Here is a 14740-nt window from a genome sequence, read left to right as displayed (position 1 = left end):
GAGTGCCCCCGGCAGGACTCGAACCTGCGGCCAAGTGCTTAGAAGAGACCTTTGCAGTACGGGCCCGGCGTCGCTCTGACCTGCGGCGGAGCACGGATCTGTGCCTGCTGGGGCCGCGGCGTCACGCGTATTCACCGGAGCAGGAGATTCCGGAGGAGGATTTCTGAGAACGAGCGCCCTGGCGTGCGAAGCTGGTCGTGAGGGAATCGACGGCCGTGAGCGCATGAGGCCGATGAAGGAGGGGACCGTGCCGCAGGCCAGCCCGCGAGGCACTTTCTTGCAGATCTCAGAGGCTCTGCGGCAGAAGATCACGAGCGGCAAGATCGCTGAAGCCCTGCCGTCCGAGGCGGAGCTCATGCGGATCTACGGGGTCGGACGGACCACCGTGGGGAGGGCTCTCAAGGTCCTCAAGGACGATGGCCTGATCGAATCCGTGCAAGGCGCCGGATGGTTCGTGGCCGGTAGCGGCGACCGTCGGCCGCTCGTGGAGCGCATGACGGACGCCCTCGGGGAAGAGGGTTCCGCGGTGGGCGACACCTTCCCGTCTGAGAGTGAGCTCTGCGCCCGGTACGGGGTGTCCCGCACTGCCGTGCGTTCGGCGCTCGCTCAGTTGGAGGGGCGTGGCCTCATCGCCATGGGGCCGAAGCGTAGGCGAGTTGTCCGGGCTCTCCCGGGCTCTTCAGGAAGGGTGCAGGCATGACAACAACAGCGCTCGTTGAGCGGGCGTACGGCCTGGCTGAGAAGCTGCTCGCCGAACCACTGCCGCGCCGCTGGTCCCACTCGCTTGGCGTGGCTCAGCGGGCGCAGTCGCTGCGGGGGATTCTCGGGGAGGACGCAGGGCTCATGGAGGCCGCCGCCGTCCTCCACGACGTGGGCTACTCGCCGCGGATCGCTGCCACTGGCTTCCATCCGCTCGACGGTGCCCGGTTCCTGCGGGATCAAGAGGGCGTCGACGAACGGGTCGTCCGGCTGGTTGCCCATCACTCGTACGCCTTGCTCGAAGCGGAGGAACGCGGTCTGCGTGACGTACTGGCGGCGGAGTTCGCGCTGGAGCAACCGGCCCTCGTTGACGCCCTCGTCTTCTGCGACATGACCACGACCCCCGACGGTGGTTGCACCACGTCTGAGGAACGAGTGGCCGAGATCGTCGGCCGGTACGGGACGGACACCCTCGTCGGGCGCTTCATCCAGCGGGCCGCGCCGGAGATCCACGGATCCGTGCAGCGGGTGGAGGGCCGGTTGCAGGCGGCTGGGCAGTCAAGTCACCCGATGTAGGGCGACGTCCGGGCGGTGTCGAGTCCATGCGCGATCCTCAGGCGCATGGACGGGTGGATCTCCAGGGCTTCCAGGTCGGTAGGGGGGACCCAACGAACCTCCTTGGACTCTGAGCTCGTTCGCAGTGCCCCGCCGATCGGCCGTGCGCGGAAGCAGATGGAGAACTGCTGCCGGACCTCTCCGTCGTCGTAGGCCATGACGTGCTGCGGGTCGGTGTAGAGCCCCACGATGTCCTCAACGGCCACCGAGATGCCTGTCTCCTCTTCCACCTCCCGGACTACCGTCTGAGCGATGCTCTCGCCGGCGTCATGTCCTCCACCGGGCAGCGCCCATAGGTTGTTGTCTGTCTTGTGGATCAGCAGCAGACGGCCTTGCCTGTTGCGCACCACGGCGGTAACCGATGGGACGACCGAGTTCGCTGCGGGTGCGTTCGGATCGCGGAAGTAGTCGATTCGGCTCACGGATTCGCGTCCTCGTAGTCGGTTGGCGAGGTGATGCGGCGGGCGTCCTCCCAGACCCGCTCAACACTCTCGGCGTAGGTATCGAACAGCTCACCACCTGGCACGCGCTGAAGGTGGAGCACCGGAGCCATGTAGGCGCCGACGCCGTACACGTGGCCGTTGGCCAGCAGCTCGTTGTCCGCGCGGTAGATCGAGTTGTAGAGCGTGGTGGAGTGCAGCCGGAACTCGACCCCTGGGAGCCGGAACAACGGCGCGTAGTTGAGTAGGGCGTTTCGGATCTTGCCCGCCATGGCGGAGCCGATCCCTTCGTCCTCCCCACGGACGGCAACCGCAGCGCTGTCCGGGTGGCCCAGCATGAAGCGCACGGGCACGCCGGCCGCCGACTTCTCCCGGACGAGCCGGTGGAACCGGGGGTCCTCCGTGAGCCAGAACCCGGAGTAGACGAGCACGTCGAAATGGGTGGTCGCGTCGGCGTAGAGCTTGGTCCACGTGTCGGGTGGCACCACGGACCGGTGCGGATAGAGCATCAGCACCTCTGAACCGCTGGTGCTGGTGACCTCCTCGGCCGTTCGCTCGTCCGGCCAGAGGTACGAGACCTCACGCCGCAGCATCGACGCCAAGGCGTACTGAAAGCGCCGGTACGGCTTCCGCTTTGGTTCGGAGATCCAGCGCTCAACGGTCTTGGGAGATACCCCCAGACGTTCCGCTACCTGCTCCAGCTTCAGGTTGCTCTCGACGATGGCCCCGCGTAACCGCTCGTTGGCCACACGACCCTCCCCACGTAGGACGCCCTGGGACGACTTCGACTCTAGCGAGCCGGGCGTGAGCCGTACATGCGCGGAGTCCAACGTCCTGAACTTCCCGGCCATGCTGGTCATGTCGCTGAACGAGGCGGCGGATCCCGACATCGAGAACCCGGTGGGTTGACGAAGCAGATCCGATCTGCCACGGTGAGAGACATGTAACACATGCATCGCTTCGGCGGTGGATGCCTGCACTGCCCTGCGCCCGGAGGGTCCTCGAAAGGGGTTCGAAGGAAGCGTCGGCTCTTTGAGAACTGAAAAGTGTGAGGTCGCCGCCTCCTACTCGAAAGGCGGCCAGTGCGGCTCAGATCCGCACACCAACCATCCGCAGGGCTTTGCGCTGCGGCCGGTTGCCTCCTCCGCCTGTCAGGCGCCTCGGCGCTCCTACGGGCGGGGTGGGGGAGCTGGAGGTTCTTCCTGCTTCACAACGACGTGCAGCCCCGGCGGTAGGACGCCGGGGCTGCTGTTCGGTCCCGTTCCTGTGTGAGAGGAGCAAGACCCAATGAAGTCCATCGTTGCACGTCACAAGGGTGTTACCCCGCTTCCGGTCGACCTGGAGCCGACGGACGCGGAGCTGGACGCGATCGAGGCCGAGATGCCGGTGGTGCTGGCCGAGGTCGAGTTGCTGGACGCGCTGATCGCGCTGCTGGACCGGCCGACGGGCGAGTTCGACGGCCGCCGGATCCGCCGGGCTCACCGACGCGTGCTGGCGGCCCGCCGGGCCGCGGCGAACAAGACGCCCTCGTCCGCCGCGGCGGTGGCGTGATGAGGCTGGCGCATCTGGTCTTCCGGTCTGGCCGGTGGAGCCTGTACGTGGTCCAGCACGGCCGGTCCACCTGGCCGACGCACACCTTCACCGGTGCGGCCGTGCCCACGCTCACCGAACGCTCACAGGCGCTCGAAGCCCTCGGCTTCGCATGCAGGACCGGTGAGGAGTGGTCGTGGGTGGAGGACTCCGAGGAGTTCGCCAACCCCGATTCGCCCATCGTCCTGATCGCCGTAACCGGCGTCACCCCGGCCGCTGGGGGTGCGGCGTGAGCGATGCTCAGCTGCGCTCATCGGAGCGCGCGTTGTCGTTCGGGACGTGGCTGATCGTGTGCGGGGCGATGCTCTTCTCCGTTCTGACGGTCACGCCGCTGATGGCCGCCCACACCCCGGACGAGTGGGACTGGACGGCCCCGATCCTGCCGCTCGTGGTCGACGCGGCAGTGCTCATCGTGGTCCGACTCGACTCCGTCCTGGCCCGACTGGGCGGACAGGCCGGCGGGTGGCCGGTGGCCCTGCGCTGGATGACCGGCGCAATGACGCTGCTGCTGAACATCGGGGCATCCGCCCTGGCAGGCGACCTGGTCGGGGTCGCAATCCACGCGGTTGCGCCCCTGCTGCTGATCGTGACCGCCGAGGCCGGTCTGGCCTACCGCCGAGCCCTGACCGCCGCGGTTCTGGCTGCGGAGGACCGCACGCAGGCCCGGCGGGACGCCGCAGCGCGAGCGGCCGCGGAACGCGAGGAGAACCGGCTGCGGGCCGAGCGTGAGCAGCGGGACCACGAGGCGGCACTGGCCCGTGAGCAGCGTGAGCACGAGGCGAGGCTGGCCCGGGATGCCGCTGAGCGGCAGGACCGGATCCGCCGCGAGGAAGCCGAACGGCAGGAGGCCCGTGAGCGGGCAGAGCAGGCCCAGCGTGAGCGCCGTGAGCACGAACGTGAGCAAGCTCAGGCCGAGCGTGAGCGCCGTGAGCAGCAGGCCGCCCAGCAGCGCGCGGAGGAGCAGCGCCAGCGCGAGGAGCGTGAGTGGCGTGAGCGCCAGGCCGCCCGCGATCGCGCCGAGCGTGAGCGTGCCGAACTTCTCGCGGCCGGCCCCGCCATGGAGAAGCTCAAGGAGGAGCGGGCCCGGCAGGTCGTGCAGGCCGCGTACGCGGCTGGTCTCCCGCAGCGGCAGGCCGTCGAACTGACCGGCTGGTCCACGGGGTGGATCGCCGCCCGCTACCAGGAACTGCGCGAACTCACCGAAGTCCCCTCCCGCCCGGTTCTCGAAGGAGCCGCACAGTGAAGCTCTCCCCGAACAACGCCCCCGTCGAGCCGGGCGACTTGCTGATCCGGATGCACAACCAGGTCGGCGCCGCCATCGACGTCAAGGGCACCGTCAACCGGGCCCGCTGGTCCTGCCACGGATGCGGCGAGACCCACATCGACTACCACCTGACCATCACCCGTGACGACGCCAACGGGCACGCGGCGGTGTGCCGGGCCGCCTACCACCGGCTCCGCTGATGGCGGCCCTGCCAATCTACTCCTGGCGGCTCGCCCCGGACGGGCTCGCCACCCGCCGGCAGCTCCGCGCCGCCGGGCTCCGGCCCGGCGGCCAGGACGTCGTTGCCGAGCTGCAGCGGCCCCGCCGGAAGCGCGGCCCGCTGGTCGCCTACCTCTACCGGATCGACCTGGCGCTGCCGGTCCGTGCGATGACGCCGGGCCGCTGGGCGGCTCTGGTCCGCGCGAACGCCGCCCGTCGCACCTGCCCGTCGTGTGGGCGGGACGCCGGATACGTGATCCCCGCCCACCTGGGCGCCTGCAACCCCTGCTCCGCCTGAACACCCCGCCCCGTCACCGACGTTCGGGGCCCAGCCCTCTCCACCACAGATCCGGCTGGGCCCCTCACCTCACCAGGAGGCACGTTCAGCATGACCGAAACCCTCACTCCCCCGACATCCCCACCCGAGGAAGCAGCACCCCCGGTCAATCCGCCCGCCCCGAAGCAGCAGCAGGTGCCGGAGGTCGAGCACACGGCGGGTGGCCTGCCGGTTCTGCCGCTGGGCCTGGCCGGGACGAACACCACCGCCGGGCTGGTCGGCGCCGCCGGCATGGCCGCCGGGCCGGTCGCTGCGGCGGTCGCCATGACCGCCGCGGTCGTCCTGGGCACCCTGGCCACCCGCACCAAGCAGGACAAACGCAAGCCCTCCACCCGCCGGGCCCGGCCCACCGGAGCAGGCACTCCGGGCCGGTCGTCCCGTGCCGCAGGTCTGGTTCCCTCGCAGCCGAGGGGCAGCCACCGTGCTGCCCCGCCCACCGGGGGCGGACGCCGGACCGCCATGGGCGGCGCCGCCGGCCGGTCCGGCGCGAGCACACGGAAGAACGCCGGCGGCAGCCTGCGCCCCTCTGCGGCACCTACGGGGAAGGTCAAGGCGTCGTCGCGGCGCGTGGGTTCGGGTGTGCTGTCCCGGTTGCCGGGCGGTGGCCGGGCGGGTCGGGTGGCGGAGCTGCGGCAGCAGGCCCGCCAGGACGCCCCGACCTGGGCGGCCCGCCGGGCCACGGCTACGGCGGCCCGGCGGCAGGTCGCCGATGCCCGCCGCTCAGCCAGAGCCGCCGCCCGCACCACCCGCCCAACCGGAAGCGGCGGCAGCAGCGGGGCCAGCGGTGCCCGGACCACCCGGGGCCCGGTTGGGCGCTTGACGGCTGGGGCCGCGGGCAAGGCGGCCGCGGTGCGGGACCGGGCGGTAGCTGGGGGCCGGAAGGCCCGGGACCGGCACGCTGCAGGGCAGGTTCGGGCCGGTGAACACGCCGTCCGCCAGGCCGCCCGCGCCAAGCGAGTCGCCGCGCTGAAGGCCCCCGCCCAGAAAGCGGCCCGCAAGGCCCTGCGCCGGTCCGCTGCCCGCTACCAGGCCCGCCGGGCTGTCGCCGGCGTCCTCGGCGCGCTGCTGGGGACGGCCGGGATGCTCACCACGCCGCTGGGCCGCAAGCTCCACGCCGCCTGGCTCATGAACCCCGGCCAGCGGCTGTTCCGGTGGCTGACCGGCCGGGCCCGCGCCGAACGCGAGCAGCGCGACGCCGAGATCACGGCCCGGCTCGGCCAGGACGAAACGGCGGCCGAGGAGCAGGCCGCCGCCGAGGCCGAGCAGGACGAACAGCCGCTCGGGGACCGGGCCGCACGGCCCGGCAGTCCCGGCACCACCACACCGCCCGTCACGAGTGAGGGAGACACCGTGTCCAGCACGTCCAGCAGCAGTGCGTCGGGGTTCCGGTTCGAGGAGCTCGCGGCGGAGATGGAGCAGGCCGCCCAGTCCTACGAGCCCGAGTCCGCCATGGAGATCCTCGCCATGGTCGACGGGCTGCCCGAGGCCCTGGCGTCGATCGCGAACATCATGCAGATCCTCGCCGAGCGCTCCGACTCCGAGTTCCCGCTGGAGAAGGAAGTCGCGCAGGGCTTCGCCGACATCTACGGCGCCCTCAACAGTGCGACCGCGGTCGCGGACGACCTGTGCGGGATCTTCCGCATGGCCCACGAGCACGACATCGCCCGCCACGAGGACCCCCGCAACGGGCCCGAGGCCGAGAAGGGATGGAACGTCTGATCATGGCTGCCACCACCCCCAACCACACCGGGGTGGCCCTGGACTGGGCCGCCGGTCACGGACCCGTGACCGGCGCCCTGTCTGCCACCACCGGAGCCTTCGCCCTGTCCACCATCGGCGCCGCCACCCACATGCCCCCCACCTGGGCCCTCGCGTTCGGCACCGCCGGAGCCATCGGCCACACCGCCGCCGGCCTCCGCCAGAAACTGTCCGGCCGCACCATCGGCGCCCGCGCCGCCTCCTGGCTCCTGGCCGGTGGCTGGACCACCTGGGCCATCACCACCACCCCCCTCTCGTGGACCGCCCTCGGATCCCTGGCCACCCTCGGCATGGGCATGGCCGCAGCCACCCACTTCACCGGCCTCTACGAAGAGGCCCGCGAGAACGTCGCCCTGGAGGAAGCAGAGCGGCAGGTAGCGCGCGAACTGTCGGCGGAGCGGCGGGCGATCGCCGCGGAGTGGGTCGACCGCGTGCAGCGGGTCTGCGGGATCACTCTGCGCGTGGTGGCGGTGGAGATGTGGCCGACGGGGACCGGGTTCACCATCGACGCCGAACTGCCCCAAGGTGGCGTGCCGTGGGACAAGGTCGCCCAGCACAACACCCGCCTGTCCGCCGATGCCCGGCTCCCGCACGGCTGCACCGCCGCCGCCTCCCCCGGCATCGACCAGGGCCGCGTTCTGATCGACGTCACCACCGTCAACGTCCTTGCCGAGGAGATCGGCTACCCGGCCGACTACAGCCCCCTGTCGATCCTGACCGGCATGCCCTGGGGCGTCCGCACCGACGGCAGCCCCGTCAACGTCTACCTGCGCGAGCAGTGCGCGCTGCTGGTCGGGCCGACCGGGTCGGGCAAGACGAACATGCTCCACACCGTCCTGGGCGGACTGGCCCGCGCCGGCGACGTCCTGACCTGGGTCATCGACCTCAACGCCGGATCCGCCGGCCTGCCCTGGGTCCGCCCCGCCCTCACCGGCGACACCGGACAGGCGGTACGGCCCGGCGTGGACTGGCTCGCCTCCACCTACGAGGAAGCCGAGCTGATGCTCGATGCCGCGCTGCGGGTCGGGCTGCGCCGCAAGCAGGCGTACCAGGACCTGCTGGCCAAGGCGAACACCGACCTGCTGCCCATCAGCGCGCAGATCCCCCAGATCATGCTGGTGGTGGACGAGGGCGCAGAGATCCTGACCAGCACGGACGCGCAGATGCGGAAGCTGGCCAAGAAGATCCTGGAAGTGATCCGGATGCTCCGCTCCATGGGCATCCGTACGATCCTGACCGCGCTGGGTGCCACCGGCAGCGTGCTGGGCAACCTGATGATCCGCCGCGAAGCCAAGACCCGCGCTGTCCTCACCGGCGGTGAGAAGGAGGGCATGGACCTGTCCAAGATGTTCCCCGGCAGCCGCGGCCTCCGCGTCGAGCAGGCCCCCTATAAGGGTTCGGGGTTCATGGGCACGCCGGAGTCACCGGCGGGCCTGTTCAAGTCCTGGCGGATCCTGCCCAGCCAGATTCGCGACATCGTGCACGCCACCTCCGACCGGCATCCTCGCCTGGATGACGTTTCCGCCAAGGCCGCAGGACCCGACTACGCCCGCCGCTGGGACCACGCCCGCACCGCCTGGATGACTGCCGGCAGCGAATCTGGCTCCGACGCCGGGACCTCGGAACCGGCCAGGACCGCGCCGACCGAGGCCAGCGGACTGAACCTGACTGCCCTCCGCAACACTCCGCCAGCCCCGGAAGCGGCGGAGGAGGAGCGGCTCGCGCAGGAGTTCCGGCGCCAGATCGATGCCCAGTTCGCCACCGCTACCGGGCCGGAAGCGGAACCGGCCCGAACCACTCAGCCGGAGCCCGGCGGGCTGAACCTGTCCGCGCTCCGGGGCGATCAGGACAACGCCGCCCGACAGGCCGCCCTCGCGGTCCTGGAAGCCGCCGGCCCGGAGGGAACCGGCGCTTCGGCGATCGCACGGGCGCTGGCCGAGGCGCACGGCACGAACCGGCAGACGATCAGCGGATGGCTCCAGGAGTGGGCCGAGGACGGCACCGCCGTCCGCATCGGAGCCGGGACCAAGACCCGTTACATCCACCGCAACCACACCCCGGACGCCTGACCCGTCGCCCGCTTGTCGCGTGCCCGGGGCTTGTCGCGCACGACCCCTCGCAGGGGCTGAAACCGGGCTCTGAACTGGGAGGCGACAAGCGACAAGACAAGCGACAAGACAAGGCAAGCGACAAGGCGCACGACAACCCAGACGACAAGCACGCGACAAGCCATGGCGGGCAGCACCCACACATTCCCGGGTGCTGCCCGCCGCTGCTTGAAGGGAGCCCCTTGTGCACACCGAACCCCTCCACGCGAGCACCCCCGCCACCCGCTACGGCGACCCCGTATACCGGCCCGCACCCGTCCAGCCGACCGTGATCCTGCCCGCCGAGATACCGCCCGGCGTCGACTGGGTCACCCTCCCCAACGGCGTGCGCACCCTCGCCTACACCAACCCCGCACCCGCCCAACCGGAACCCCGTCAGTCGGTGCCGGTATGGGCCAAGACCGTTGCCCTGCTCGCCCCGACCGTCGGCGGCGGAGTGGCCGCCGCCGGGTTCGGGATCGCCTACGCAGCCCCGGGACTGATCGCCATGACCGAAGCCCTCTGGGCCGCCGTCGCCCTCATCGCCGCCGGCGCCGCAGCACCCCTGCTCCTCCGCGCCGGACGCGCCAACCCCGGCCACCGTGCCGGACCGGTCCAGCACGTCACCCAGAACATCACCGCCACCGGCCTGTTCGGCAAGGCCACCGGAACCATCAACAACCACTGAAGGAGCCCGTCATGGCCCGACTCCGCATCGAATGGATCCGCCCGCTCCTCGTACTCACGGACACGCCCCGGCCCGACTGCCAGACCTGCCACGGCAAGGGAGGCATCGCCTGCGACTACGGCGACCCCGAGACCGGTGAGTACGCCGGGACCGACTGGGAGGACTGCGACTGCTGGAACCCCCACCAGTGGTGGACCCTGCTCCGCCTGCCTGAGCACCGCCGCCCCTACCGCGACCCCTGGGCCACCTCCGGCGGGTACAGCGACGAACCGCCCTTCTAGCAGCGCCGAGGGCGGCCCCCTCTCACGCCAATGAACCGGGGCCGCCCTCATCCAGCACGATCCACTGAACTGGAGGAATCCAGCATGACCCACACAACCGACTTCCCGCGAGGCCCCCGCCGCCTGGCCTTACCCGCTCACCTCCGCACCGCGCTCTGGCTCGCCGGGCTGGGCCTGCCCGTTCTGCCGCTGCGGAAAGGCAAGCTGCCTTTCGGGAACTGCCCTGCCTGCACCCGCTCGGCGTGCGGCGACCGCCCCCACATGAAGGTTGCCGGCCCCTGTCAGTGCCCGGCCCCCTGCCACGCCTGGGGCGCCGCGACCACCGACCAGGATGTCCTCACCTCCGCTGCGTGGGCGGGAGCCTGGGGGCAGGCCCAGGCTGTCGCGTACCACCCCGGCGGTGCCGGGCTGACCGTCGTGGACCTCGACAACGCCGACGCGGTCGCGTGGGCCCGCCGGAACCTCCCCGCGACCACGACCGTGGAGACCACCCGGGGCGAACACTGGGTCTACCGGGGCACTATGCGCTCGGTGAACGGCGTCCGTGATGGCGTCGACCTCAAGTCGACCATGGTCTACGCGCAGTGGCGTGGGCCCGGTACCGGCTCCATGGTGCCGCTGCCCGACACCGTTCGCGCGCTCGCCGTGAAGGAGCCCACCACGGTCCGGCCGACGCAGGTGGCCGTGTCCGCGCCCGCACCGGCCTGGGGCGGGGAGTGCCGGCATCGCTCGCCCGCCTACCTGGAGCGGGGCATCGCCATGGCGGAGCAGCGCATCACCGAGGCTGACCGCCGGGTCCACACCACCGTCTACCGGACGTTCCTCGCGGTGCTGTCCGCCCATGGCCGATGCGGCTGTCTCACCGACAAGCACGTCGCGCGGCTGTTCACCGCCGCGCAGGCCAAGGGCGAGTCGCCCCGGCACTGCACGGACGCCTGGGACAACGCCCGCACGACGTTGGGACTGTAGATGGCCGAGGACGAGAAGACTCCGGCTCGCGAGATCATCACCGACTACGCGCAGGCGCACTTCCGGTACTTCCGCACCGCCGACGGGACCGTGTTCGCGCAGAAGAACGGCCACCCCGTGGCCCGGCCGATCCGCTCCCAGGGCACCTCGGGCAGCCACCGGCAGGAACTCATGGTGGGCCTGTTCGGTGACGGGTGCGGCGTGTTTAGCGGGACCGCGCTCAAGGAGGCGCTCGACCTCATCGAAGCCCTGGCGATGAACCAGGAGGTACAGCAGGTGCACATCCGTGTGGCGCCCGGCTTTGACGGGGCGACGTGGCTCGACCTGGGCCGCACCGACGGCCAGTCCGTCCGCGTCCACCCCACCGGGTGGGACATCGTCACCCCGGACCCTCAGGAGGTCTGCTGGCGGCGGACCCAGCTCACCGGTGAGCTCCCGCTCCCCGCCAAGGACACAGAGGGCAAGGGGATCGACCTCCTGCTGAGGCTGTGCAACTTCGCGAACGCCGAGACCGAGTGCCTGGCCATCGCCTGGCTGATCGGCTGCCTCGGGCCGTCCGTGCCCGTCCCCGCACCGTTCCTCACCGGTCCCCAGGGCGCGGGCAAGTCCACCGGCGGGCGGATGCTCGTCCGGATCATCGAGGGCATGAGCGGCGATCTGCGCCGCGCCCCGAAGGATGAGGAGAACCTCATTGCAGCCGTGGCCGCCGGGTGGGTCACGGCCCTGGACAACCTCTCCCATCTGGCCCCGGACCTGTCCGACCTCATGTGCTGCATCGTCACCGGGGCCGAGACCATCAAGCGCGCCCTTTACACCGACGGGGACGTCGTCCGGGCCCGCTACCGTCGGCCGCTGCTGCTGACCGGCATTGACGTGGGCGTCATCCGTCCCGACCTCGCCGAACGACTCCTTCCGCTCCGTCTGGAGCGGCCGAGCGTGCGGCGGACCGAAGCGGAGCTGTGGGCGGAGTTCAAGGAGGCCCTGCCGGTCATCCTCGGGTCTCTGCTCGACCTCACGGTCAAGGTTCGGGCCGCGCAGGCCGACATTCCCACGGACCTGCGGATGGCTGACTTCGCCCACCTGTGCGCGCAGCTCGATGCGGCCACCGGCCTCGGCGCGCTGAACGCTTACCGGGCCGCCCTGGACGACCTCAACGACGACGTCATCGAGGGTGACCTGCTGGCCCAGACTGTCCTCAAGCACGCGGCCGGCGCCGATCCGGGCGCGGAAATGCGGATGACCTCCGCCGAGTGGCTGCACGCTCTCACGCAGCTCTACACCGGCGAGGATTTCCGCCCCCTGCCCAAGGGGTGGCCGACCACCGGCAAGGTTCTCTCCGACCGTCTCAAGCGGCTTCAGCCGACCCTTGCCGCGCGCGGCGTCCTGGTCGACTGGGGCCGCACCAACACCGCCCGCTACATCGAGATGACCCGACCGGCCGCCCGACCGCCGGACCAGCCGGATCCGATGTTCTAACCCGCGCCACCGCGGTGCGCCCCGCACAGGCAAGAGGAGCACCCCGGCCCGGGCGCGGGGTGCTCCTCTTGCTGTTCCGGCGGCTTGCCGCCGCTGCAAAGGACGTGCCGCTTTGCGGCTCCGTCTTCACGTTCTAAGGCGCACCGCACCACAACCAACACCACCCTCTCTTTCTCCTAAGAGAAGGGACGCTGCGTCACCTGCGTCACCACCGACCGGCCAACAACCTGTGACCTGCGGATACGCAGGTGACGCAGACGGCCAACGGCTGCGTCACCACGCGTCACCCGCGTCACCGGCCTACGTCACCTGGTGACGCGGTGACGCAGGCCGGTGACACACGCGCCCGGTCCTGCGTCACCGAAACCCGCAGGTCAGGCAGGTCAATGACGCAGATGACGCGGTGACGCAGAAATCCAAGCTTCGGACACACGCGGATGTCTGAGAGGCCCCGCGGCACCAATTCGCATCCACCCACGACAGGAGTCGACTGTGGCGCGCACGCCCGAAGAGAAGCTGACCATCGCCGAGGTCTGCGCCGAGCTGAAGGTCTCGAAATCCACCTTCTACGACTGGCGCTTGAAGCGCCGGGCCCCCCGCTGCATCAAGCTCCCGAACGGTGCTCTCCGGGTGCGGCGGATCGACCTGGAAACCTGGCTCAACGACCAAGAGGATGCCGCTTGATGGACCACACGTACGACGTCAAGCTCTGGAAGACGTCGGTGTACGAGGGGAGTCGCAAGACGACCCACACCGTCCGATGGACGGTGGCCGGCAGGGAGTGGCGGCAGCCGCACGCGACCGCCCCGCTCGCTGAGAGCTTCCGTGCCACCTTGGTTGTTGCCATGCGGAGTGGCCGGGCGTTCAGCATCGCGACGGGCCGGCCGGTTTCGCAGCAGACCACCTTGGCCCCCTCGCGTAACTGGTACGAGTTCGCGGTCGAGTTCGTCGACGCGCAGTGGGGGAGGACGTCCGCCAACAACCGGAGGACGGTCGCCAAGGTGCTGATGGCCGCCACCACGGCCTTGCTCCGCGCCCCGTTGCCCAGCTACTTCACGCAGGTCGACCTGCGGACAGCGCTCCGCGAGTACGGGTTCAACACTCTGCACCGGGAGAACGCCCCACGGGAGATCGCGGCCATTCTGGCCTGGGTTCAGCGCAGCACGCTCACCATGGCGGCCTGGGAGGATACGGCCCGCGTGGAAGCGATCCTGGCCGCCATGACCACGAAGCTGAACGGCACACCGGTGGCGGCCAGCTCCGTGAAGCGATCACGCCGGGTGCTGAACGTGCTGATGGAGTACGCGGTGAAGCAGGGCGTCCTGAACGTCAACCCGCTGCCGAAGGGGCGGGGCACCTCGCCGAAGGCGTCGGCCACGCTCGACAAGCGCTCTCTCATCAACGACGAGCAAGCGGTGCGCCTGCTCGCGTGGGTGCGGAATCGACCGAGGGGCGGCCCGCGGCTGCACGCGTTCTTCGCCACCATGTACTACGCGGCCCCGCGGCCGGAGGAACTGGTGGCGATGCGTGTGATGGACGTCCGGCTGCCGCGCGCCGACGCGGGCGACCAGTGGGGCGAGCTGCACGTCTACGCGGCGCGCCCGGAAGTCGGTCGGCAGTGGACGGACACGGGCGAGGTCAGAGACGACCGTGGCCTCAAGGGCAGGGGCGAGGGAGACATGCGCGTCGTCCCCTGCCGTCCGGCGCTGACGCGGATCCTCCGCGAGCACATCGCGGCGGAGAAGCTGAAGCCCACGGACACCCTGTTCCAGGGGGAGAACGGGGGAGTGCTGGCAGGGTCCGTGATCCGGCGGGCGTGGCGTGGCGCCCGGATGGCCGTCCTCACTCCGGAGCAATTCGCATCACCGCTCGGCAAGCGCGTGTACGACTGGCGACACACCTGCCAGACCAAGTGGCTGAACAGCGGAGTCCCGCCAGCGCAGGTGGCGGAATGGGCGGGGAACAGCGTGCCCGTACTGCTGGCGTACTACGCCCGGTGCATCTCCGGGCACCTCGCCGACCTCAAGAGCCGAATTGAGGAGGAAGTGGACCAAGCAGGGTATTCCGGGCTGGAGTGAGAGGCGGCGAACTTCTCCGCGTATTCTCCGTGGCCACCCGCAGCGGGTCGGAAACAGCCGGACGGTCCCGTGCCTGAGAGGCGCCTCCGGGTGCCGGCGGCGCGGGGCCTTTCCGTCATCGCGGGCTGCCTGAAGATGTGTCCTGACCTGCGAAAAAACCCTCCCGATGGGGAGGGCTGGGTGCTGGGCCGTGTGAGTGCCCCCGGCAGGACTCGAACCTGCGGCCAAGTGCTTAGAAG

At 70.6% G+C, this 14740-nt stretch carries 17 protein-coding genes; 15 read left to right on the top strand and 2 right to left on the bottom strand.

Translation table 11 applies throughout. The features are described 5' to 3' along the window. Positions 1-247: 247 nt before the first annotated feature. Both ACGFQ9_RS38490 and ACGFQ9_RS38485 read left to right on the top strand, forming a co-directional pair. Positions 248-700 (top strand): GntR family transcriptional regulator, encoded by a 453-nt coding sequence (locus ACGFQ9_RS38490; protein WP_393580591.1) that lies wholly within the window; start codon positions 248-250, stop codon positions 698-700. After that, complete coding sequence (locus ACGFQ9_RS38485; RefSeq protein ID WP_393580590.1) at positions 697-1275, top strand: HD domain-containing protein; 579 nt, start codon at positions 697-699, stop codon at positions 1273-1275. The genes ACGFQ9_RS38490 and ACGFQ9_RS38485 overlap by 4 nt, the downstream gene beginning before the upstream one ends. Here the strand turns inward: ACGFQ9_RS38485 and ACGFQ9_RS38480 are convergent. Further along, on the bottom strand, positions 1263-1736 hold the full coding sequence (locus ACGFQ9_RS38480) for an NUDIX hydrolase (protein WP_393580588.1): 474 nt from the start codon (positions 1734-1736) through the stop codon (positions 1263-1265). The genes ACGFQ9_RS38485 and ACGFQ9_RS38480 overlap by 13 nt on opposite strands. Beyond that, entirely contained in the window at positions 1733-2503 is a 771-nt protein-coding gene (locus ACGFQ9_RS38475; protein WP_393580587.1) for a helix-turn-helix domain-containing protein, read from the bottom strand. The genes ACGFQ9_RS38480 and ACGFQ9_RS38475 overlap by 4 nt, the downstream gene beginning before the upstream one ends. A 538-nt stretch (positions 2504-3041) precedes the next feature. On the opposite strand from ACGFQ9_RS38475, the gene ACGFQ9_RS38470 reads away from it, so the two are divergent. The 13 genes from ACGFQ9_RS38470 to ACGFQ9_RS38410 all read left to right on the top strand — a co-directional run bounded on the left by ACGFQ9_RS38470 (position 3042) and on the right by ACGFQ9_RS38410 (position 14501). Further along, positions 3042-3305 carry a DUF6284 family protein gene (locus ACGFQ9_RS38470; RefSeq protein WP_393580586.1) on the top strand — a complete coding sequence of 88 codons (264 nt, stop codon included), beginning with the start codon at positions 3042-3044 and terminating at the stop codon, positions 3303-3305. Then, a complete protein-coding gene (locus tag ACGFQ9_RS38465) occupies positions 3305-3577 on the top strand; it encodes a DUF6303 family protein (protein WP_393580584.1) in 273 nt (90 codons plus the stop codon). The genes ACGFQ9_RS38470 and ACGFQ9_RS38465 overlap by 1 nt, the downstream gene beginning before the upstream one ends. Next, positions 3574-4587 (top strand): DUF2637 domain-containing protein, encoded by a 1014-nt coding sequence (locus ACGFQ9_RS38460; RefSeq protein WP_393580583.1) that lies wholly within the window; start codon positions 3574-3576, stop codon positions 4585-4587. The genes ACGFQ9_RS38465 and ACGFQ9_RS38460 overlap by 4 nt, the downstream gene beginning before the upstream one ends. Continuing rightward, positions 4584-4808, top strand: a complete 225-nt coding sequence (locus tag ACGFQ9_RS38455; protein WP_393580581.1) for a hypothetical protein — start codon at positions 4584-4586, stop codon at positions 4806-4808. Before ACGFQ9_RS38460 ends, ACGFQ9_RS38455 begins: the two co-directional genes overlap by 4 nt. Then, the gene (locus tag ACGFQ9_RS38450) at positions 4808-5125 is read left to right on the top strand and encodes an RRQRL motif-containing zinc-binding protein (protein ID WP_393580579.1); all 318 of its coding nucleotides are present in this window, start codon (positions 4808-4810) and stop codon (positions 5123-5125) included. Before ACGFQ9_RS38455 ends, ACGFQ9_RS38450 begins: the two co-directional genes overlap by 1 nt. Before the next feature lie 90 nt (positions 5126-5215). After that, on the top strand, positions 5216-6883 hold the full coding sequence (locus ACGFQ9_RS38445; protein WP_393580577.1) for a hypothetical protein: 1668 nt from the start codon (positions 5216-5218) through the stop codon (positions 6881-6883). Between the two features lie 2 nt (positions 6884-6885). After that, a complete protein-coding gene (locus ACGFQ9_RS38440; protein WP_393580576.1) occupies positions 6886-8991 on the top strand; it encodes a hypothetical protein in 2106 nt (701 codons plus the stop codon). Positions 8992-9214: 223 nt separating this feature from the next. Beyond that, positions 9215-9697: a hypothetical protein gene (locus ACGFQ9_RS38435; RefSeq protein WP_393580575.1), complete on the top strand. Its 483-nt coding sequence runs from the start codon at positions 9215-9217 to the stop codon at positions 9695-9697. An 11-nt stretch (positions 9698-9708) separates the two neighbouring features. Then, positions 9709-9978 carry a hypothetical protein gene (locus tag ACGFQ9_RS38430; protein WP_393580573.1) on the top strand — a complete coding sequence of 90 codons (270 nt, stop codon included), beginning with the start codon at positions 9709-9711 and terminating at the stop codon, positions 9976-9978. An 84-nt stretch (positions 9979-10062) separates the two neighbouring features. Continuing rightward, positions 10063-10947, top strand: a complete 885-nt coding sequence (locus ACGFQ9_RS38425) for a DNA primase (protein ID WP_393580571.1) — start codon at positions 10063-10065, stop codon at positions 10945-10947. Then, entirely contained in the window at positions 10948-12423 is a 1476-nt protein-coding gene (locus tag ACGFQ9_RS38420; RefSeq protein WP_393580569.1) for an ATP-binding protein, read from the top strand. 492 nt (positions 12424-12915) lie between these two features. After that, complete coding sequence (locus tag ACGFQ9_RS38415) at positions 12916-13107, top strand: helix-turn-helix transcriptional regulator (RefSeq protein ID WP_393580567.1); 192 nt, start codon at positions 12916-12918, stop codon at positions 13105-13107. Beyond that, the gene (locus tag ACGFQ9_RS38410) at positions 13107-14501 is read left to right on the top strand and encodes a tyrosine-type recombinase/integrase (RefSeq protein ID WP_393580566.1); all 1395 of its coding nucleotides are present in this window, start codon (positions 13107-13109) and stop codon (positions 14499-14501) included. The genes ACGFQ9_RS38415 and ACGFQ9_RS38410 overlap by 1 nt, the downstream gene beginning before the upstream one ends. Positions 14502-14740 lie beyond the last annotated feature (239 nt).

This window comes from Streptomyces sp. NPDC048603 (assembly GCF_043199475.1).
In the GTDB taxonomy this organism is placed as follows: Bacteria; Actinomycetota; Actinomycetes; order Streptomycetales; family Streptomycetaceae; genus Streptomyces.
Note: the sequence above shows the minus strand (reverse complement) of the source record. Positions and strands in the feature narration are given on the sequence as shown.